The sequence below is a fragment of the Vibrio parahaemolyticus genome (genome assembly GCF_900460535.1).
In the GTDB taxonomy this organism is placed as follows: Bacteria; Pseudomonadota; Gammaproteobacteria; order Enterobacterales; family Vibrionaceae; genus Vibrio; species Vibrio parahaemolyticus.
In genome coordinates, this window is record NZ_UHIL01000002.1 from 1,046,297 (window position 1) to 1,067,109 (window position 20,813).

20 protein-coding genes are annotated in these 20,813 nt (G+C 46.1%); 10 read left to right on the top strand and 10 right to left on the bottom strand.

Going from position 1 to position 20,813, the window contains the following annotated elements; genetic code table 11:
• Positions 1–8: 8 nt before the first annotated feature.
• The 6 genes from DYB02_RS21760 to DYB02_RS21785 all read right to left on the bottom strand — a co-directional run bounded on the left by DYB02_RS21760 (position 9) and on the right by DYB02_RS21785 (position 8,400).
• Positions 9–2,429: a GH92 family glycosyl hydrolase gene (locus tag DYB02_RS21760; protein ID WP_029803787.1), complete on the bottom strand. Its 2,421-nt coding sequence runs from the start codon at positions 2,427–2,429 to the stop codon at positions 9–11.
• 133 nt (positions 2,430–2,562) lie between these two features.
• Complete coding sequence (locus DYB02_RS21765) at positions 2,563–5,394, bottom strand: GH92 family glycosyl hydrolase (protein WP_029803785.1); 2,832 nt, start codon at positions 5,392–5,394, stop codon at positions 2,563–2,565.
• 121 nt (positions 5,395–5,515) lie between these two features.
• Positions 5,516–6,916 carry a PTS fructose transporter subunit IIBC gene (locus DYB02_RS21770; RefSeq protein WP_029803783.1) on the bottom strand — a complete coding sequence of 467 codons (1,401 nt, stop codon included), beginning with the start codon at positions 6,914–6,916 and terminating at the stop codon, positions 5,516–5,518.
• Between the two features lie 11 nt (positions 6,917–6,927).
• Positions 6,928–7,368 (bottom strand): PTS sugar transporter subunit IIA, encoded by a 441-nt coding sequence (locus DYB02_RS21775; protein WP_029803781.1) that lies wholly within the window; start codon positions 7,366–7,368, stop codon positions 6,928–6,930.
• A gap of 218 nt (positions 7,369–7,586) precedes the next feature.
• Complete coding sequence (locus DYB02_RS21780; protein WP_025500198.1) at positions 7,587–7,853, bottom strand: hypothetical protein; 267 nt, start codon at positions 7,851–7,853, stop codon at positions 7,587–7,589.
• A gap of 67 nt (positions 7,854–7,920) precedes the next feature.
• On the bottom strand, positions 7,921–8,400 hold the full coding sequence (locus tag DYB02_RS21785; protein ID WP_029803780.1) for a peptide-methionine (S)-S-oxide reductase: 480 nt from the start codon (positions 8,398–8,400) through the stop codon (positions 7,921–7,923).
• A 181-nt stretch (positions 8,401–8,581) separates the two neighbouring features.
• Here DYB02_RS21785 and DYB02_RS21790 point away from each other — a divergent pair, with 181 nt between their 5' ends.
• On the top strand, positions 8,582–8,971 hold the full coding sequence (locus DYB02_RS21790) for a VOC family protein (RefSeq protein ID WP_025533509.1): 390 nt from the start codon (positions 8,582–8,584) through the stop codon (positions 8,969–8,971).
• A 91-nt stretch (positions 8,972–9,062) separates the two neighbouring features.
• Complete coding sequence (locus DYB02_RS21795; RefSeq protein ID WP_005463954.1) at positions 9,063–9,803, top strand: DeoR/GlpR family DNA-binding transcription regulator; 741 nt, start codon at positions 9,063–9,065, stop codon at positions 9,801–9,803.
• An 18-nt stretch (positions 9,804–9,821) separates the two neighbouring features.
• Here DYB02_RS21795 and DYB02_RS21800 read toward each other — a convergent pair whose 3' ends face one another.
• Entirely contained in the window at positions 9,822–10,178 is a 357-nt protein-coding gene (locus tag DYB02_RS21800; RefSeq protein ID WP_029803777.1) for a VOC family protein, read from the bottom strand.
• 256 nt (positions 10,179–10,434) lie between these two features.
• Here DYB02_RS21800 and katE1 point away from each other — a divergent pair, with 256 nt between their 5' ends.
• Both katE1 and DYB02_RS21810 read left to right on the top strand, forming a co-directional pair.
• Positions 10,435–11,949 carry a catalase KatE1 gene (gene katE1, locus DYB02_RS21805; RefSeq protein WP_029803775.1) on the top strand — a complete coding sequence of 505 codons (1,515 nt, stop codon included), beginning with the start codon at positions 10,435–10,437 and terminating at the stop codon, positions 11,947–11,949.
• 101 nt (positions 11,950–12,050) lie between these two features.
• The gene (locus tag DYB02_RS21810; RefSeq protein WP_005490844.1) at positions 12,051–12,518 is read left to right on the top strand and encodes an ankyrin repeat domain-containing protein; all 468 of its coding nucleotides are present in this window, start codon (positions 12,051–12,053) and stop codon (positions 12,516–12,518) included.
• Between the two features lie 118 nt (positions 12,519–12,636).
• Here DYB02_RS21810 and DYB02_RS21815 read toward each other — a convergent pair whose 3' ends face one another.
• Both DYB02_RS21815 and DYB02_RS21820 read right to left on the bottom strand, forming a co-directional pair.
• On the bottom strand, positions 12,637–13,290 hold the full coding sequence (locus DYB02_RS21815; protein WP_017447976.1) for a nicotinamidase: 654 nt from the start codon (positions 13,288–13,290) through the stop codon (positions 12,637–12,639).
• A 32-nt stretch (positions 13,291–13,322) separates the two neighbouring features.
• Positions 13,323–14,048, bottom strand: a complete 726-nt coding sequence (locus tag DYB02_RS21820; protein ID WP_005463941.1) for an NUDIX domain-containing protein — start codon at positions 14,046–14,048, stop codon at positions 13,323–13,325.
• Positions 14,049–14,347: 299 nt separating this feature from the next.
• On the opposite strand from DYB02_RS21820, the gene pncB reads away from it, so the two are divergent.
• The 4 genes from pncB to DYB02_RS21845 all read left to right on the top strand — a co-directional run bounded on the left by pncB (position 14,348) and on the right by DYB02_RS21845 (position 18,032).
• Positions 14,348–15,658 carry a nicotinate phosphoribosyltransferase gene (pncB, locus tag DYB02_RS21825; protein ID WP_021821357.1) on the top strand — a complete coding sequence of 437 codons (1,311 nt, stop codon included), beginning with the start codon at positions 14,348–14,350 and terminating at the stop codon, positions 15,656–15,658.
• 293 nt (positions 15,659–15,951) lie between these two features.
• Positions 15,952–16,311: a hypothetical protein gene (locus DYB02_RS21830; RefSeq protein WP_005479882.1), complete on the top strand. Its 360-nt coding sequence runs from the start codon at positions 15,952–15,954 to the stop codon at positions 16,309–16,311.
• A 252-nt stretch (positions 16,312–16,563) separates the two neighbouring features.
• Positions 16,564–17,082, top strand: a complete 519-nt coding sequence (locus DYB02_RS21840; RefSeq protein WP_005479777.1) for a glycine zipper 2TM domain-containing protein — start codon at positions 16,564–16,566, stop codon at positions 17,080–17,082.
• 170 nt (positions 17,083–17,252) lie between these two features.
• Positions 17,253–18,032 carry a class I SAM-dependent methyltransferase gene (locus DYB02_RS21845; RefSeq protein WP_029803773.1) on the top strand — a complete coding sequence of 260 codons (780 nt, stop codon included), beginning with the start codon at positions 17,253–17,255 and terminating at the stop codon, positions 18,030–18,032.
• Between the two features lie 72 nt (positions 18,033–18,104).
• Here DYB02_RS21845 and DYB02_RS21850 read toward each other — a convergent pair whose 3' ends face one another.
• Entirely contained in the window at positions 18,105–19,013 is a 909-nt protein-coding gene (locus tag DYB02_RS21850; RefSeq protein ID WP_017447972.1) for a DMT family transporter, read from the bottom strand.
• Between the two features lie 91 nt (positions 19,014–19,104).
• Between DYB02_RS21850 and DYB02_RS21855 the strand changes: the two genes are divergently transcribed.
• Entirely contained in the window at positions 19,105–19,989 is an 885-nt protein-coding gene (locus DYB02_RS21855) for a LysR family transcriptional regulator (RefSeq protein ID WP_005464181.1), read from the top strand.
• Positions 19,990–20,191: 202 nt separating this feature from the next.
• Positions 20,192–20,806, top strand: a complete 615-nt coding sequence (locus tag DYB02_RS21860) for an outer membrane beta-barrel protein (protein WP_005464189.1) — start codon at positions 20,192–20,194, stop codon at positions 20,804–20,806.
• The last annotated feature ends 7 nt before the right edge of the window (positions 20,807–20,813 follow it).

Sequence of the window (20,813 nt, forward strand, 5' to 3'; positions counted from 1 at the left end):
CAAAATCATTATTCGCCTAGGTTGGCTTGCATTGCTTCAGACTTGTCAGCTGTCATCACGAAGTGCAGTTCGCCGCCTGCTTTGAATTCGCTGTGCTGGAAGGTGTTGTACACATCCAGAGGCTTGCCGTTGATGGTCACTTCTTTGATGTACATGTTGTCTGGACCGTTGTTTTCAGCCGTTACCGTGAAGGTGCCAGAGCCAATGTCTACCGTCGCTTTGTCGAAGATTGGACGACCGATGCTGTAGGTTGGATCGGTTGGCGAGATTTGGTAGAAGCCCAGTGCTGACATCAAGTACCACGCCGACATTTGACCTACGTCTTCGTTACCGATGATGCCGTCTGGTGTCGGTTTGTAGAATTGGTCGTAAACTTGGTCTAGGTATTCCTGCGCCTTGTAAGACTCTTCAGTACGGTTGTACAAGTAGATGACGTGGTGCGAAGGTTCGTTTCCGTGAATGTACTGACCGATGTAGCCTGTCATATCTTGGTGCGCTTCGCCGCCATTTGGATCGGCAGTAAATAGGTTGTTCAGCTTGTCGTTCAGACCTTGCGTGCCGCCCATGATTTCAGTCAGCTTGTCTAAGTCTTGCATGAACGCCCATTGCCATTGCCACGCGTTACCTTCTGTGTAGTAGAACGCGTCAGACTTGTAAGGGTCGAAGTCAGTTGAAGCGTATTTCAGCGCACATGGGTCGCCTTCTTTCAGTTCTGTCGGTACGAAGAAGCCCGTGCCGTCTGCGTTACCTGCTTCTGCATCCCAGTGTTTCAAAGAGTTGTAAGAACGAGCTTTGAACTCTTCATACGCGTCCATATCGCCAGCGGCTTTCGCCATTTCTGCGATCGTCCAATCGTAGAATGAGAATTCCAACGAGTACGACACTGAGTTCCAGTTCGGGTAACGAACACACTGTTCTTTCTCGTGGTAGTTCAACTGACCTGCCATGAGTGAGCTTAGGATGTCGTCATGAATCTGTGGGTATTCATGCGGAGTGTAACGTGCTGATTTCACTGATGCGGTGTAAGCTTGCTCTGCATCAATCAAGCCTTTGGTTACCGCATCGCCCAGAATCGCTGCCGATGGGTAGCCGATCATGGTGCCGGTTTCTGAGCCGTGACCTTCCCATTTCGGCAATAGACCAAACTCGTCGTTGGATTTACGAATCAAGTCTTTCACGTATAGCGTTGCTTGGTCTGGGTCGATGATAGTCCACATTGGGTGAACCGCGCGGAACGTATCCCAGGTTGAGTAAATCGAGTAGTTTGGTGTGTCGCCATCTTTCAGTGTGCGCACTGTGCCAAGCATATCCACGTATTGACCATCCACATCGTAGAACTCGATTGGCGCGATCATCATGTGGTACATGCCGGTGTAGAAGTTGGTTTTCTCTGCGTCTGTGCCGCCTTCGACTTTGATTTTTGCTAGCTTCTCAGCCCACGCGTATTCTGCGTCTTCTTTTACTTTTGCTAGGTCGAAACTTGGTGCTTCCGCTTCTAAGTTTTTCTGTGCGCCTTGCCAGTTAACTGGAGAGATACCCACGCGGATTTCAATTGGCTCTTCGCCTGTGCCGAAGTTTAGGTAAGCGGTCAGATCATCGCCTGAGTAAACCGCCCCATTACGCATTTCGCGCGTTGGTTCTAGGTCTTGTTCACCCAACATTGCTTTGGCGATTGGTTGGTTGAATTTCGCGTAGAAGAAGATGTCCTGACCTTGGTGATCTTGCCCTTGGAACCAGCCAGTTGAGGTTTTACAACCGCGAATGGTGTATTCGTCCACCACTTCTACTTTGTTCTTCAAAGACTTGCCGTTGTTGTTCATTAGGGTATGACCTAAATCGAACTTCACGTTGCGGTCTGCGCCTTCAGCAAAGGTGTATTTGTGCAAGCCAACGCGTTTGGTTGCGCTCAGTTCTACTTCGATTTGACCTTGGTTTAGCTTGGTTTTGTAGTAGCCTGCGCTTGCTTCTTCATTGGCTTTGTCGAACGAGTTCAGTTGTGTGTTCGCCATGTCTGCGTATGGCAGAACCAAGATGTCGCCTAAGTCCGTTGCGCCTGTACCTGAAAGGTGAGTATGGGAGAAGCCGTACAGCGGAACGTCAGTGTTAACTACTTCGCCAGTTTCGTAGTTGGATGAATCCCAGTAGCCAGATGCCGAGTGCCAAGGGTTAAGACCCGATTCGTGGTCTGTGTTAGAGCCGATGAAAGTATCTGGAGACAGTTGAACCATACCTGCCGGTACAGTCGCGCCCGGGAATGTATGACCAGAAGCTGCTGTACCGATCATAGGATCGACGTATTTCAATACCGCAAGATCAACAATTGGATCACCCGGCAGTGAAGAGGAAGAATCGTTGTCGCTGTTGCAGCCAGCCAAGCCACCCGTCAGACCAACCAGGATAGCCAAAGAGATAAGATTACGTTTAAACATGTGCATACCGTTTTGTCGTTATTCGTATATAAAAAGTGTTTATAAGAGACTGTTTATAAAGGACTGCTTATAAAATTTGCTTGTAGGGGTAGCCGGGAGATGCGCTCCCCCGGCTGAGTTGTCACTATTGGGATTAACGAGAACCTGAAGGCATCTCGTCTTCATGCAAGAACTCACCGATGCCTTGTGCTGGTGGAAGATCTTGCTCTAGAGAGCCCCAACGTTGATTTGGTTTGTCGCCCATCACGAACTCCAACTCACCGCCGTACATGATTTCGTTATGAGTTAGGTAAGTGCGGTTGAAGTCTTTGCCGTTGTAGCGAGCCGATTGAATGAAGATGTTTTCGCGGCTAACGTTCTTCGCGGTCACCGTGAACTTCTGGTTGTTGCCGACATCGATAGACGCGCTTTCAAACAGCGGAGTGCCGATTTCGTAGATGCCAGAAGAAGCGTTCACTGGGTAGAAGCCAAGTGCACGGAACACGAACCACGCAGAGAGCGTACCGAAGTCGTCGTTACCACAAATGCCGTCAGCGGTGTTCTTGTAGCAAATGTTGGTTGCTGCGGCGATAGCTGCCTGACCTTTCCAAGGTTGACCTACGTAGTTGTACAGGTACGGTACGTGGATATCTGGTTCGTTACCTTGAACGTGCTGACCAACGTTACCTGTGTTGAACACTGGGAATTGGTTGTCACCTGCGTTGCGGTCTGGGTAGGTTGACCAGTACTCATCCAAGCGTGCTGCGAACAAGTCACCGCGTTCTGCTTCAGGGTTTTGTGTCTTGTCGAAGCGTGTCATCAGATCAATCAAACCATGAATGTCGTGCTGAACACTGAACGAGTATTGCCAGCCGTTAGACTCAGAGAATGCCCAGTTAAACATGTCTGGACGCCAGTCTTTACCCACCGCACGACCGGTGATTGGGTCTACCCAACCTGCATCGATAAACTCGCCATCGTAGTCACGGGCTTTGAACCAACCTTGGTATTGCTTACCACCGAAGTCGAATTGCGCTTGCCAGTTTTTAGAACGGTTAGCGAACTCGGTGTAGCGTGGATCTTCTTCACCAAATACTTCTTTGATCGATTGCGCGATTGCCCAGTCGTTCATTGAGTATTCAAGCGAGTAAGATGCTGTCCAAGAGTCTTTAAATGGTGAGTGACCGCCGTAAGAATCTGGTGGAGTGTCGTGCAATTGCGCTGGCACGTAACCTTGTTCTTCGTACTCTTTGATCCATGCTACGCCTTGGCTCGTTGCGGCGCGCGCGTCAGTGATCATCGCTTCAACCAAGCGCTCTTTGACGTCTTTGCGCTCTGCTTCTGTGAAGCCAAGGTCGATCATGCGTTTTTCTAGTGAGCCTTTCGACAGCACATCATGAATCACAGGCGTTGAGTGCATGCCCATCATCATGCCGGTTTCGTTGCCTTTGAATGTCCACTCAGGCAGGCGACCTTTGCGCACGTTGCCTTTGTCATCCACCCATTCTTCTTCGGCGTAAGACAACATAGACAGCACCACGTCTGCTAGGCGGTCTGGCTCAAGAATCGAAGACAGCGGTTGAACCGCGCGGTAGGTATCCCACAACGAGAAAGTGTCGTAGCGCGTGAAGTCTGCTTTGCCATCTTTGTTTGCATCGGCTGTGCGGATTGACTCTTTCAGCGTATCAATCTTATCGCCCCAAGGTGTGTTGCCATCTGGGTAAGCGTTGCGACCTTGGTGAACTTGGCGGTAGCGACCATCTAAGTCAGAGTGAATGGTTTGACCTAGGTACGAGTGGTACATCGCGGTGTAGAACGTCTGTTTGTAATCTTCGTCGCCAGAGACTTGGATCTTGCCGAGTTCGTCTTCCCATTTCTTCGTTGCCGCTTTACGTACTTGGTCGAAGTTCATGCCCGCAACTTCTGTCATGTTAAGAGAAGCACCTGATTTGCCGTTCTCGCCGATCTCAACGTTTGATAGCGCCAATTTTGCTTCAACCGTTAAGCCGTCTTTTGAGGTATCGAACTCAACGTAAGCGCGTGCGTATTGGTACTTGCCGCGTGTCTCGTTACCGATTTCCGTAATGCCTTCTGGCACGTCCATGTAACGACCTTGCTCTTTATCATAGTAAGCAAAGCGAACGTTTTTGATTGGTTGGTCGAATTCCATCACGAAGAATTCTTTTTGGCTTGGTGCCCAACCATCAGAGAAACGGTGACCTTCTAGACGGTTATTGTCTTTGTCCCATTTCAAGTAAGAATCTGATGTGTAGTCCCAGTTAATTTTGAAGCCAGTGTTAACGATGATTTCTGACTTCTCATCACGAGGGAAGGTGTAGCGGTGCACACCAACGCGATCAGACGCCGTCAACTCAGCTTTGATGTCGTAATCCAATAGATCGACTTTGTAGTAACCTGCCGTCGCTTGCTCGTCACGATGTTGGAAGCGAGACGCTTCTAGGTTTAGCGTTGCCGAACCTTCATCAATCATGTAATCCGAACGCGAGTTGATTGGCATGACGAGAATGTCGTTCAAGTCGCCAGCACCTGCTCCGGAAAGGTGGGTATGAGAGAAACCGGAAGTACGTGCGTCGTGGTAGTAGTAGCCTGAAATGTATTCCCAGCCGTTAGAACCGTTATTTGGAGAAAGCTGCACCATGCCGTGTGGTGTGGTTGCACCAGGGTAGGTGTTGCCTAGGTTACCTGTGCCGATAAATGGGTTGACGTAGCGTGTTACGTCCATATCGGCGAAATCTACCGGGATGTGAACGCCCATGTCGATTTCAGGTGTTTCTGGGTTTGGCTTGTCATCACAGTCGCCATCGCCAACTGGAGGACATACTGGCTTGCCGCCGTCAGGAATATCCGGCAGCGCAGGGTTGGTATCACCGCCTTCATAAATGTTGGTTGTGTCGTCGTTACAGCCAGTCAGACCGACTAGACCACTGAGAACTGCGCAAGCGAGTAGGGAAGGTTTGAATTTCATTTTTAAAGCCTTGTAAATTGTAGGTTTATGTAGTTGTTGAAAACAGAGGTATTACTAAAACTTAAAAACTTGAAATAGAGCCCTTTGGGGGAAAGGGCTCTTAGGGGGAGGAGCTTAAGGTTTAAGCTTTCACAAGAGTCGCTGCGTTACGCATCGCTTCTTTCGTTGAACACTCAACAACGTTTGCTTTTGCAAAGCGGTAAGCGTCTTTTACTTGGATATCGTGAGCTAGAATAACCAGCTTCGCGTTTGCTACATCTAGGTCTGTGATGCGGTTCTGGATACCGTTTTGACCTTGAGTTTCTACTTTGATTTTCAGACCTGCTGCCGCACCTGCTTTCTCTAGTGCTTTCGCTGCCATGAATGTGTGTGCTACGCCTGATGGGCAACATGTTACTGCTACGATGTCGTACTCGCCTTCGCCTGCTGCTGGAGCCGCTTGAGCTTGTGCAGGTGCTGCTTCAACGATTTCGTCTTCTGCTTCTTCTTCAGCAACTGGTTTCCAGAAGCCAACGATAACTGCTGTTGTTAGTGAGCCTAGTGCGATACCTACAACGTACATTGGGATGTTGCTTGATACAGGTGCTGTGATTAGACCGCCCCATGGTGCGTGTAGTAGTACGTCTGTTAGGAAACCGAACACACAGCCAACGATACCACCAGCAACGATTGAAGGAAGAACGCGTACAGGGTCGTTTGCTGCGAATGGGATAGCACCTTCAGAGATACCGATAGAACCCATGATTGCTGCTGCTTTACCTGCTTCTTGCTCTTGCTTAGTGAACTTCTTCTTGAATAGGAATGTTGCTAGTGCCATACCTAGAGGAGGCGTACAGATTGCGATACCAACACCACCCATTAGCCATGGTTGAGTATCAACTTGAGTTTGAGCGAATAGCGTTGCTACTTTGTTGATTGGACCGCCCATATCGAATGCAGTCATACCACCAAGAATCGTACCTAGAACCACTTTAGAAGCGCCAGCCATAGAAGCTAGGAATTCGTTCATCGAAGCCATGAAGATCTTGATTGGCTCACCGATACCCCATAGAACGATACCTGCAGAGATAAGCGTACCTAGTAGAGGGTAGATGAAGTAAGCGCCCAACGCAGTCATGTTAGCAGAAAGAGGGATCTTCTTAAGTTGGAATACCACACCACCTGCGATGAAACCCGCTACGATACAACCAAGGAAGCCGCCGCCCATGTCAGCCATGATGCCAGAAGAGATCATAGCTGGCGCTAGTGCTGGTTTGTCTGCAATTGAATAACCAATGAAGCCACCAAGAATAATTGGGAACAGCACCAGACCTTTAATACCGATATTAGAAATATCCGCCAATAAACCGTCCGCAGGAACCGCACCTTTACCTGATGCCATTACCGCCAGCGCCAGAAGTACACCACCCGCAACGATAAATGGAAGCATGTGAGAAGTACCGAATAAAAGGTGACCTTTCATGGTACTGAGTAGTTTTTTGAAATCGCTATTATTAGTAGCTTGAGCTGTGATTGTACTCATAATTTCACGCCTTATGAATTAATTAAAATATTTAGTATTTGGTTTTTGTCTTTTGCGTTATGAATATCTTCAATAAACTCTTCGCTAAATTTTCCGAATAATTCTTGAAGAACATAAATATGGTGGTCGGCACCGTTATCTGGTGAAGCAATCATGAAGAATACGGTCGGTTTGACTCCCTCTTCGTCGCCATACTCGATGCCTTCGCGCTTTACGCCAACAGCGATTGCAGGCTCTGTGACCGCTTTGCTTTTTGCGTGTGGGTAGGCGATGCCGTCCATTGAAGTCACGCTTAATGTTTCACGTGCTTCTATGTCGGTTAAAAAAGCCTCTTTGCTGCTGATTCGATTATTTTCGAATAGCATTTGCGCTAGCTCTTCAAAGACTTCTTTTTTATTATTTGCTTGAAGGTTGCCTTTAATTAAATTGACGTTTGTTAGTTCTGTAATCATTTTGTGACTCATTGGTACTGAAGTAATGAGTCAAATTTAATTAATGAAGTGGTTTTCGGAAATAGTAAAAAAAATACAATAACTATACTTTTGTATCACCCAAGCTTAAGTGTGATAGCCGTCATTAATAACGCGGAATGTTATAAAATTTATTATGTGATTTATATTCCAGTTATTTTGAAATTAATAATGAAGCTTGAAAATAAACGAGAAGGGAATCAAATATGATTCAATTTTGCTATAAAAAAGAGGCTTTGTGCTAAATCTCCTCCAATAACCCTTTTAATAGCTCTATTTTCTATCTCTTTGAGAAAAGACATAAAGCGAGCTGCACTCTTGTTTTGAGCGCTTGTCGGGTTAAATGGTACAGGTTGCTCGTTGGCGATAGATTTATCACCACGCTCCTTCGTCGCGGAATGGAATGGTGGCTTAGGAGAGCTGATTGTGAACTTAGCTCTTTCCTCCCCTTGATACGAATTGGTCAATGTAAGCTCCGAACTAGAATCCAAAGGGAGGTTAGGAAGGGGTTTTATGCTGAACTTGGCTAATCCACTAAGATGGATTTTTGTACTTATGCAGCAAATCTAACGGGATGTGGCAGTAATCGTTTGGGAAACGAGTGAGCCTATCTTGATGCTCTTCGTCGCTTGGCACGTAGTTTGTGAGCGGCAGCACTTCTACAGCGATCTGATCGGCATCTGGTCTTTCTGCGATAAAAGCTTTAGCAATGGCCAGGTGTTGTTCGTTTTGACTATAAACACCGGTACGGTACTTTTCACCAACATCGTCCCCTTGCTTGTTGATGCTATATGGGTCGATGATTTCAAAGAAATAGCCCATTAAGGTTTCAACCGACACTTGGCTTGGATCAAACTCGGTGCGAACGCATTCTGCGTAGCCATCGTATTCAGATTGAGTGTTATCCGTCTTGCCATTTGCACGTCCAGCTTCGGTGCTGATTACGCCCGGAAGGTAGCGCATAAATTCTTGTACGCCCCAAAGGCAGCCGCCTGCGAAGTAAATTTCTTCCATCATTCTGTCCTGAAAAACTTTGCGACATTATGGACATCACCGTCATGCAAACACAACTCCTACCATAAAACAGGAACAATGTTGCAGTGATTTGCTCTCTTTTTCATTCAAGTCGTCCTCGTTAGATTTGATGCCAATGCCAGCAATTATTGAATCACAAATACTTACGAAGAGAGCCAATATGAAAATAGAACATGTCGCGATTTGGACAGAGCGTTTGGAAGAGCTGAAAGGCTTTTATGAGAAATATTTTAACGCCGTATCCAATGATAAATACCACAATCCGAAGAAGCACTTTTCGTCTTACTTTCTTTCGTTTGAAAGTGGTGCTCGATTGGAGTTGATGTCGATGGAAGGAGTGACCGCCTGTGAAAACTCTCACTCGATGCAAGTAACAGGGTTGGCACACTTTGCCTTCGCATTAGGATCAGAGCAGGCCGTTGACCAAATAACCAAAACCTTGGTGGAAGATGGTTATCAAAGGATTGACGGGCCGAGATACACTGGCGATGGTTATTACGAAAGCTGCGTATTAGATCCAGATGGCAACCGTATTGAGCTTACCGTTTAACGTGACTTAGCTTATTGCCCCTGTTCACAGGCTGCTTTCATATGAAAGTATTCGGGCGTATACTGCAAGCTCATCAATAAGGAGCGAGCCTGTGAACCCAAGACAAAATGAAATCCTGCAATTAGTGAATGACCGTAAACGCGTTCAAGTCACGGAGCTTTCTGACATCATCGGCGTGTCGGGCGTGACCATCAGGCAGGATTTGAATTTTCTTGAGCAACAGGGCTACTTAAAGCGTGTTCACGGCGCTGCTACCGCACTGCAAAGTGATGATATAGATACCCGCTTAGAAGTGCGTTTTGATATTAAACAAACACTTGCTAACAAAGCCGCGGATTTGGTCGCACCGAATGAGACGGTGCTGATTGAAGGGGGCAGTGCAAATGCGCTATTGGCTCGTACGTTAGCCGAGCGTGGCGACGTGACTATCATTACGCCATCGGCCTACATTGCGCATCTTATCCGCAATACATCGGCCAACATTATCTTGTTGGGTGGCGTGTATCAGCACCAAGGCGAAAGCCTCGTTGGCCCGCTCACCAAACTCTGTATTGAAAACATTCATTTCAGCACGGCTTTCTTAGGTATTGACGGCTTCCATCAAGATACTGGCTTTACTAGCCGAGATATGATGCGTGCCGACATTGCAGAGGCCATTCTGGCAAAGAAAAGACGCAATATCGTACTGACGGATTCCAGCAAGTTTGGTCAGATTTATCCTTCGTCGATTGGCAAGACAAACGAAATCTCAGTGTTGTTAACTGACAAAGCCGCTCCGAAAAGCGACCTCGAACAGTTGAAAAAACTCGGCGTTGAAGTGGTGTTGGGTTAACAACACAATACCGCTGATTCAGTGACTTTCTGACCACACTGCAAACTCGTTTCCGCTTGGCTCTGTGAAGTGGAAACGACACCCGCCCGGAAACTCGAAAATAGGGCGGATGATTTGCCCGCCAAACTTCGCTACTTTTTCTAACGTGGCATGAATATCAGAGCTATAGAACACCAATAGTGCTGCGCCGTTTGAGGTTTGACTGACTTGTTCTGCCGAATAAAATCCGCCATCCAAACCTTGGCCAGAAAAAGCCGCGTAGTCAGGGCCGTAGTCGACAAATTGCCAACCAAAAACGTGCTCAAAAAACGCCTTAGTGGCACCGGTATTGGGCGTACCAAATTCAACGTAGTTCAATTTTTCATGTTGATGCATGCGATATCCTTTCTGCTTGGTGGTGTTCATTCAGTGTAATCACTCTCGCCACGAGATTCTCATGCTTTTGGTTTGTTTTTTTATCTAAATAGATGAAAAAGGAAAACTTTCATCGTTTATCCCTATCAAATCTATCGCCAATTCCCATTAAACAAATGGAATCTTTGAAGATATATTCTTCGTGGGCAGAAAAGAGCTTTTGAATATCCATTTACCACTCGTGGACTAAATGGTTAGCACGCATTGGAGAGCAACCATGCAGATGTCAAAAAGCTTTTTATTAATTACAGTTGGCTTAGCCAGCACATCTCTACAGGCGCAAACCCTGACAAGAGATAACGGTGCACCAGTCGGTGACAACCAAAATTCAATCACAGCAGGTGAAAACGGCAGCGTATTGCTGCAAGACGTTCACCTGATCCAAAAATTGCAACGTTTTGCCAGAGAACGTATCCCTGAGCGAGTTGTACACGCTCGTGGCACGGGTGCGCACGGTGAATTTGTTGCGTCTGGCGATTTTAGTGATTTAACGGTATCCGCTCCTTTCACTGAAAAGGGAAAGGTGACTCCTGTTTTCGTTCGTTTTTCGACCGTTATTCACTCAAAAGGATCGCCAGAGACGCTGCGTGATCCACGAGGTTTTGCAACTAAATTTTATACTGAACAGGGTAACTGGGATCTGGTAGGGAATAACCTGCCTGTGTTCTTCATCCGTGATTCGATCAAGTTTCCGGATATGGTGCACTCTTTGAAACCGTCACCAGTGAACAACGTTCAGGATCCAAACCGATTCTTTGACTTTTTTAGCCATGAACCAAGTGCGACTCACATGCTGACTTGGGTGTACAGCAATCTTGGCACGCCAGCGAGCTATCGCACAATGGATGGCTTTGGCGTTCACGCTTACAAGTGGATCAACCAACAAGGTGATGTGAACTATGTGAAGTTCCAATGGAAGAGCCAACAAGGCATTAAGAGCCTTCGGCCTAATGAAGTGACGGAAATGCAGGGTAAAGACTTCAATCACCTTACGACTGATTTGTACGCCGAAATAGGTCGCGGAAACTACCCTAAGTGGGATCTGTACGTGAAGGTGTTGTCGCCAGAAGCGTTAAGCAAGTTGGATTACAACGGCCTTGATGCAACCAAAGTGTGGTTGAATGTACCGGATCGCAAAGTGGGCACCATGACGCTTAATCGTCTGCCGGAAAACTTCTTTTTAGACACCGAACAGTCGGCATTCGCACCTTCAAACCTGATCCCAGGCATTGAGCCATCGGAAGACCGTTTGTTGCAAGGCCGTTTGTTTGCGTACGCTGACACTCAGCTTTACCGCTTAGGCGCGAACTTGTTCCAGCTGCCAGTGAACCGTCCGTTAACGTCTGTTCGTAATCACAATCAAAATGGTTTGAGCAATAACGCGCAGCTGAGCAATGGGGACGTAAATTATGAACCAAGCCGCAAGCTTAACTTGGCTGAAGACAATCAGTTTAAAGCGGTAGAAACCAAGCTCGTCGGTACGGTTCAGCAAAAAGCGATCAGTAAACCACGAGATTTCTATCAAGCTGGCGTGTTGTACCGCAGCATGAATGAACAAGACAGAAGCGATCTGATTGCTAACCTAGCGGGCGACCTGAATAAGGTAATGGATAAAGACATCAAAGCGACGATGGTGAGCTATTTCTATCGTGCAGACAAAGAATACGGTTCGCGTCTTGCTGAAGCGACCGATACCAATCTCTCGCAAGTGAAAAACAAAGCGATGATGTAAGGCGTAAAGTTTTGGCCTGCGGGAGAAGTATCTGCTCTTTTCTGCCCGAAAATCAGGGCTCCCGTAGGCCATTTTCTGTCATTTTTAATGAGGATGGGTGAATGAAAAACGTATTCTTGCTCAGCTCTGTACTATTTTCTTTGGGTTTATCTTTTAGCTTGTTTGCCTCTCAAGACAAACTCGAAACTCAATATCAATCCTTAGTAGAGCTCTTTTTTGATGCTGCGCGCATTGGTAACAATGAAGTGGTTGAAACCTTTGTATCGCAAGGTTTCCCGATTGATCAGCGCAACAACGAAAGTTACACCGCGCTAATGGTGGCAGCATATCAGGGTAATAAAGACACGGTACGGTTACTGCTCGACTCTGGAGCGAATGCCTGTTTACAAGACAAGCGTGGTAACACGGCCCTGATGGGGGCGCTGATTAAGCGCGAAATTAGTATAGCGAAAGACTTGTATCAAGCGGAATGTTCGCCCGATTTGCGCAACAAAGCCGGACTCGACTTGAAGACGTTTGCAGAGATTTATGGCCAGTCGGAAGTGTTGAAATCTCTTCAGAATAAATAGAGCACAAACAGATCAAGAAAAACCAAGCAAGCAAATGATGAGTAAGACGCGATCCCAAAATAAGCAAATAAAAACGGCCCAGAAATCAGGGCCGTTTTTACACAAGGAAACCGGTTAATTACGCGAAGCGCTCAACAATAATGTCATCGGCATTTGCAACAAACAGTGCGCCTTTTTCTTTCATCTCTGCGATCACGCTGTCGACCGTATCTGGCAGAACGGCGCGAGTTGCAGCTAGATTCACAATCACCTTAAAGCCGAGATCTAACGCTTGCATAACGGATTTCTTGACGCAGAAATCGAGCGCTAGTCCACCAACTACGACGGTATCTATTTTATTGCATTTCAGAAACTCATTTGCGCCCGTAGTTTTGGTGTCAGCCACGTCATGGAAGAAGATACCGTAAGGATGCGCGTCCGGATCCATCCCTTTATTGACTTGGAAATCGTAGTCAAGCACTGGAGGTAACCCATCCAGAAGCTCTACGCCTGTTGTGCCAAGCACACAGTGGCGATTCCATTTTACGTCGACATTTGGCAAGCCAACGGGCTCTAGCATGTTCGCGGGCGTTTCTGCATCCCAAGCGGCTTTTGGTGGGTGCAAGTCACGGCTTACTAGCTTCAAGCGACCTTTCGCATGGTTTTTTAGTAGCTCCGGCACGATGTCCAATGCGCCTGCTACAGGTAATTCATCTGGACAAAGCTCACTAAAGCCTTTCTCTGGATCAACGTCGATCACGGCTGTAGTTTGATAGTTAACTCGAACAGTCATGGCAGACTCCTTGTCTGTCTGATTGTTTGCGTTTAGCCACGCAAACAGTTTTGAAAAAAGGTCACTTCATCGCTTGTCAGCGTGTACACCATGGCTGGCTTACCGCCTTTGCCTTTGTTGGTGGACGCGACTTTGTTGGTCGGCTTCAACACACCTGAGTCGATCAAACGGCGTTTTATGGTCATGCGGCTGATGTCGATGCCAAATTCTTGATATGCAGAAATGATGTCTGCGACCAAAAATTCTTTATCGAGTGCGAACAGCAGCACTGATGTGTACTCAATCGAAGCACGCAGTTTCTGCCATGCTTTCTCGATGGTTTTTTGGTGATCAAACGCTAGGGTTTCTTCTCCATTGAGGATCGCCTGCAATGGGAACCATTTGAGCTGACACTCGGGCACGCCAGCATTGTTGATTTGCTCGACGTTGTTGCGGTCAACTAATGCGTAATGGGTGATGTTTAAGCTCCAATCTTCCGGATCGCGCTTAGGATCACCGTCGATAAATGCTTCGCTGAAGTGACGAGGATAGGTATGAATCTTCTCGCGGCAAATGCGTCGGCGCGCCGCTTCAAAGTTTTCATCTGCCGGACGTCCGCCTTCGCTGGTCAAGTCTTTATCAAAGACAAACCCGCCCGGTAATGCCCAGACACCATGGTAAGGCCGATTCGGATTTGAACGTTTAATCAGCAACACTTCCAATCCTTTATCGGCACAGCCAGATAGCCTGAATGGAATAATGTCGACAGTTACGATCATGGTTGGGTCCTAATATTGATTTGTAAGTAATCTAGCGCATAACAAGTGGTCAATCAATGGGTAAGTAACGAGTTGTTAGAAACATTGTCGACGCTGTTAACGAAATCGATTGAGCATAACAATGCGTATAAATCTGACTTATTCACAATCAATGCTGAATTTTTAAACGGAAAAACCATATAAAAAAGAGTGGTTAGTAACAAAAGTTGACAAACTAAAGATGGGTGTTTATTGTTTACGCAAATTAGTTAGTAACAAAAAGTTATATACCCACGGAAGGGCATGTAGAAGGGCTCCGAATGACGACCACACTATTTTCTTCTCGCATCATTCAAAGTGCATTGGACTTTGATGTGTACAAAGTAAACATGATGAGTGCAGTTGCCGCACTTTATCCTGATGCGATGGTGTCATACAAATTCATCGTGCGTAGCGAAGAAGATCTGTCGGAATTGCTGCCAGAGGTAAAGGCAGAAGTTCTTAAACTTCAAGATGTTCGCTTTACTGAAGATGAAATTGCGTACATGAAGCGCGTTGCGCCGTACCTAAAGCCCGAGTTTGTCGAGGCGTTACGTCACTTCCGTTTTAACCCGCAAAGCGATGTCTCTTTCCATAACAAAACCATGTCGGATGGCTCAAGCCAGTTACGCATTACAATCAATGGTTTGTGGAAGGAAACCATTCTGTACGAAACCATCATCATGAGCATTGTGTCGGAAGTTCGCAGCCGTCAACGTTGGTCAGATATCCCGTTCGAGCAGTTCCAAACCGTATTGGAAGACAAAGTTCGCTATTTGAAAGCCGAACTAGAACGTCGCAACATTACTAACTTCAAATTCGCAGATATGTCGACGCGTCGCCGTTTCTCTTTTCAAGCGCAGCGCACCATGTTGGAGTACTTAAGCAAGGAATTGCCGCAATGCTTGACGGGAACCAGTAATTACCATTTAGCGAGAGAGTTAGATCTTACCCCAATTGGCACGGTTGCTCACGAGTGGTTTATGGGCCATCAAGCGTTAGTAAACGTACGTGATTCGCAGAAAATTGCCCTGCAACGTTGGCAAAAAATGTTTAATGGCGCACTGGGTATCGCACTGACGGATACCATCGGAATCGATGCATTTCTCAAAGACTTCGATGAAGAGTTGAGTAATGCGTACGTTGGCGTTCGTCACGACAGCGGTTGCCCATTCACTTGGGGCGAAAAGATGATTGCGCACTATGAGTCGCTTGGCATCGACCCGATGACGAAGACACTAGTCTTTACGGATGGTTTGAACTTCGAGCAAGCGCTAGACATTTGTGAGCATTTCCAAGGTCGTGTACAAGTGAGCTTCGGTATCGGTACGTCGCTGGCAAATGACATGGGTAATTACGTTAACGATCAAGGCGAGGCATATCAGCCGCTTTCCATCGTGATTAAAATGGTGACTTGTAATGGCTCTCCAGTCGCTAAGATCAGTGACGAGCCAGAAAAGGCAATGTGTGAAGACATTTTCTTTTTGATGAATCTTAAACGTCGTTTTGAACAACCGCTTGATTTAAATGAATGTCGTAAGCTCATTGATCGCCTCGAAAGCGAAGGGCAGAACTACCTTATCGATGCGTAAACTCCACTCGTTTTAGCTCCTTTCTTAATAATCACCCTCTATCGTTTCGATAAATTTATATCGGTAAACGAAGAGGGTGATTTCGTTATAGTAAGTCTTATATCAATCTTTGCTCCCTTGCGTTTTTTGACTCGCTAGAGACTATGATTGATAGATACTCCCAACGTTGCGGCATTGTGGAAAGTGTTCTTTCGCAGAGCACTCACTTAGCCTGATCACATAGTTTATCTATGCGTTTATCTGCTTTTTCATGACTTTGGGCTTCACGTAATAGCTTGAATCAGGAGTCAAAAATGAATTTAGTTGTACATTTGCAAAAGAAAGCGATAAGAAAACACGGCTATGAGATGGCAACACGCCAAGCCTGGAAATGCGGTATTAAAGCGAATCTCGTGCGACGTGTCATTGGCTTGTTTAAAGGCCAAATCGTCTGTGTGGTAGAAGGGTGCCGCGCCGAGTTATCTTCAGTTGTTAACAATCAACTGCATGATGAAGAGAAGCAAGGCCGCTACGTATTTGTCGGCGGCGTGTGCTGGGAACCAAACAACATCATCGCCCCTGGTTTTCCGGATTTTATGTTCATGCATGTTCGCAATTTGAGTCATCGTCATAAGTACCTCACTGACGACGAGCTGTTTTTGAGTTTGGCGTAACTCAAATGTCTTTAGTGATGGTTTTGCCCAAGTGCAAACCATCACCTCCCACAGTGAATAGCGCAAAACAATAAACCTCAGTGATGTGAATTGGCCTCAATTAACCTCTTGCTGAGATTGTTCTGACGCTCTCTTTATAAAACACCGTTTTTTTACTCCGTAATGACAGAGGCTTTGTTTTCGCCTGATGTGAATTTCTCTTCGCGATTTACTATACCGTTCATCAAAGCAAACCATACTGGGATGTAAATCATGAATATGAAATCTATCGCAATTGCAACGGCAGTTGTTGCTGTACTAGCTGGCTGTAAAGACAAAACGCCACCAGCGCCAACTCAAGCAAACATTACTTTGGTGGAAGCGGTCACTGAAACTGTGAAAAATCCTCACCAAGTATGTAAAGACGTGGTAGTGACTCAGCAAGTTGAGCCAACAGATGACAACAAAATCATCGGTACGGTAGGCGGCGCGGCAGCTGGTGCAGCACTAGGCAACCAAATTGGTGGTGGCTCTGGTAAAGTCATCGCAACCGCAGCAGGCACGATTGCAGGCGCATTGACGGGTCGTAAGATTCAAGAAAATGTGCAGAAGGGCGATGTAATTACGACCACGAAGAAGCAGTGTCACACCGAATACACGACTTCTGAGAAGGTGGTAGGTTACGACGTAACGTATGAAGTGGCTGGTGCACCAACCACAGTTCGTATGGCAAGCAAACCTGCGACGAAAACTTTCCCAATTCAAGATGGCAAAGTGGTTCTGCCACAATAATCTACGCTTGAATTGAGTGATAAAGACAAGCCCTTTGGTCTGATAGATGAAAGGGCTTTTTTGCATTCATCGTATTTTCATTTTTTTGCTCGCAAGAATGTGTAGCTAGAACCCGCTTAAATTTCTCTGCTCGATACAATAGAACCTTTGAAAATACACACGGAATCAGCATGGAAGATTTTTACCTAAACAGTCGAGGTTTGGCGGGTTATTTTGAGGCACAATGGTTCGATAAATTTGTGGAAGATAAGCAGGTTGATGCGATCACCAGTGAGTCGAAACTTGTTCCACTTTCTTTTGCTAAATCATCCCATTGTTCGCAAGTGGCTGATTTTATTACTCAAGCGGTATCGAAGAATGGAAAACCGCCTCATGCTTTACTTGAGGCTGGCGCTGCGTTAGGTAGAAACTATTATGAGTTAGTTCAGCGATTAGATAGCCTAAAACAAGCAACGCTTGTTGAGCCGTCAGGTATGTTGTTGAATGGATTGAAACAGTTGTTGGTGGAAGAACAACAGGTCGAGCTGACTTATATTCATGGGCTCAACACGTTCAAAACTGTTGAGGTAGATAATCGAGAGTTAGTGCAAAATTGCGCACACGTCGATTTAGAGTTGATTAATCAACCGTTAGAGAAACACACCGTCTCTAAGTTTTATGACTTGGTGGTGTGTTTAAACGTGCTGGATCAGTGTGAATCGCCATTAAGAGTTATTAACGCGTTGAAACAAGCGACGCAAATCGGTGGCGTACTTGTTGTTTCCTGCACATATCAATGGAATGCTAAGCATATTAAGGATCGGGCAGAAGCAGTCGATGACATCAAAGCGTATTTTGGTGAAGACTGGCGTTTTGTTTCTGAAGCCGAGCACGAATATAGAATGCGATTCAATGAACGTTATGCCATGCAGTTTTTATCTCACGTGGTTGCCTACGTAAGAACAACCTAGCGGCTTATTCGATTCTCGATACCAACAAAAAAACCGAGCACAGAAAGCTCGGTTTTTGTTTTGTAGGCTTTATTAAGCAACGTGTGCTTGTTGCTGCTCGTGCTCCTTTTGAGCCTGAAGCTGAGCATGTTCTTTCTGCTTGCGACGCTCGCGTTTCGATAGCCAGATCAGTGGCACCACGATCATCACCGTACCGATGGCCATGAAAATATCTGGTATTTCACCAAACCAAATAAAGCCAACGACAACCGCACCAATCAAACCGCTGTATTCTGCACTCGCGATTTTGTTGCTATCGATAGAACGATACGCCAGTACGCAAGTCGCCGCATAGATCATAATGAACAAACTGGACCCTGCCGCGACAGGGAACGCGTCCCATTGCCAAGGTTGATCCTCTATGAGCACCAACAGCAACGCAACCGGAATACCGGCCAAGTTGGTCATCAGCAAGGTTTGCATCACTGATTGGTTTTTTGGCAACTTACGAATCAACAGATTGTTAATGGCTAACGTTAACGCGACCACAAACGCTGAGATTGCTGCCCAATCAATTTGATCCGGGCGAATAATCACCAAGACCCCTGCAAATCCCATTACCGCCGCAGCGACCGATTGTTTAGATAGCTGTTCACCGAAAAAAATCGCAGCGAGAGGGAGCATGATCAATGGCGCGGCATAAAAGATAGCGTTCGCAGTTGCGAGCGGCAAAGATGAGATCGCCATGACCATAAATACCGCGCCCAACAGCCACACGTGAGCACGAACCGCATGCCATTTAAATCCTTCCATAAAGTTTGTTTGTTTTGCTAACAAACAAACAGGAAGGAGGAACATAACCGCTGATATTTGTCGAAAAAAGACAAACTGAAACATCGGCACTTCATTCGCGACACTTTTGATCAAAGAGTCCGAAAGCACCGCAATAAGATTCCCGACAATTAATAGCAGCATTGCTGCCCCGACAGATGTGACTTTCACATTTTTCTCCTCATTCTTTGCCAAAGATTAGGTGATGTCATAGGATGAAGTGAAGTGATATTTATTAGTTTAAGTATGAGATTTTTAGATAATGAAATTGCCACCATTGCGAGCGGTTCACTGTTTTGAAGTTGTTGCGAGAAATCTGAGTTTCTCTCTTGCTGCCGAGGAGCTTAATGTGACGCAAAGTGCGGTGAGCCATCAGATTCGCTTACTTGAAGATTATTTGGGCGAATCGCTTTTTATTCGCCAAGGTCGCAAGCTTTCACTATCGGATACGGGCGCGCGGTATTTAGAAGACATCAGCCCGGCTATTAGTTCAATTGCGATGGCGAGCCAAAAGGTGAGAGAAGGGGATAAAGGCAGTATTCGGCTAGCGATTTACAGCTCGTTGGCGGTGAAGTGGTTGATCCCACGTTTGGCAGACTTTAAGCGCTTGTATCCTGAAATCGACCTCACACTCAATATGGTCGCGGGCGATCCAGAGCAAACGGACAGCGTGGGCGACTGCTTTATTACTGTGCAAAAACCGAAACGAAACTATATGGCGGTTAAGCTTTATGCTGAAACGCTGTACCCAGTTTGTAGCCATAAAATTTGGAAAGAAATCCAAGACCAATCTATCCCCGACGCACTGTGGCAATATCCCATTCTCTCGACAGATTCTATTTATCGTGAACGAGGGAAAGATTGGGCCGAATGGTGCAAAGCGGGTGGTTACACTTTACCAAATGATGTCGATGTTCAGCATTTTAGCCACATGCTCTTGGCGATCGAGGCTGCAAGGTATGATCAAGGCATCGCGTTTGCCAATGACTTCATGTTGAACGAGCGAGATAAAGCACAAGACTTGGTTTACATCCCATCTCATGGTTTAGAAACCGGCGACAGTTTTTATTTTGTGCACAAGAAGAACCGAGCAAAGCAGGCCGAGATCGTCAAACTGACCAACTGGTTAAAGCAGCAGTGTCTGTAATTAAGATTAAATATTCTTAATTAAGATTAAATATTCTTAATTAAGAAGGAAAATAGAAAAGTTGTGTCTAATTATTTCGTGTTTTATTGAGTTTTTATTCACTAACATCTCGCTCGGTTTAACGCCAAGCGAGATGGATAACGCGACATGCTTAAGGAAGGGCGATACACAAACTCAATAATAAAACAGGCAGTGAAATACAATGTTAAAGAAAACATGGCTAACAGCAGCCCTTCTAGCAACTTGTTCTATGGCAAACGCCGCTCCTTACATTGGTGCATCGATCGGTAAAGCAACGTTTGATGATATCAGTGGTTCTATCAAATCAAATACCTACAACGCAAGCGAGAAACTTGAAGTTAAAGACAACGAAAGTCTGTCTGGAAAAGTTTTTGGTGGTTACACATTCAACGAGTACATCTCTCTTGAAGGTGCGATCGGTGGTTATGACGCTCTGGACGGCTCTGTCGTTACCGTTGGTGATATGAAGTTTTTGGCTATCCAACCTAAATTAACGCTGCCAATTGGTGACCGTTTCAATCTTTTCGCAAAAGCGGGCCTTTCTTACTTCAACGCGGAGTTTAAAGTAAGCAATTCTGTGCTAACTGGTGACGAAGGCCACACGACGTTTTCTGAAACGACAGTAACCGGACTTTACGGCTTAGGTGCTGAGTTCGCGATCACAAAAAATCTAGCACTACAGGTTGAATGGGAATACATGAAACCTGAGTTAGACGTAGCGAAACTAGGCAGTGAAAAAGTCACCGTTGAAGCTGAAATCAGCGCGTTCTCTGTCGGTATGAGCTACCGTTTCTAAGCATTTT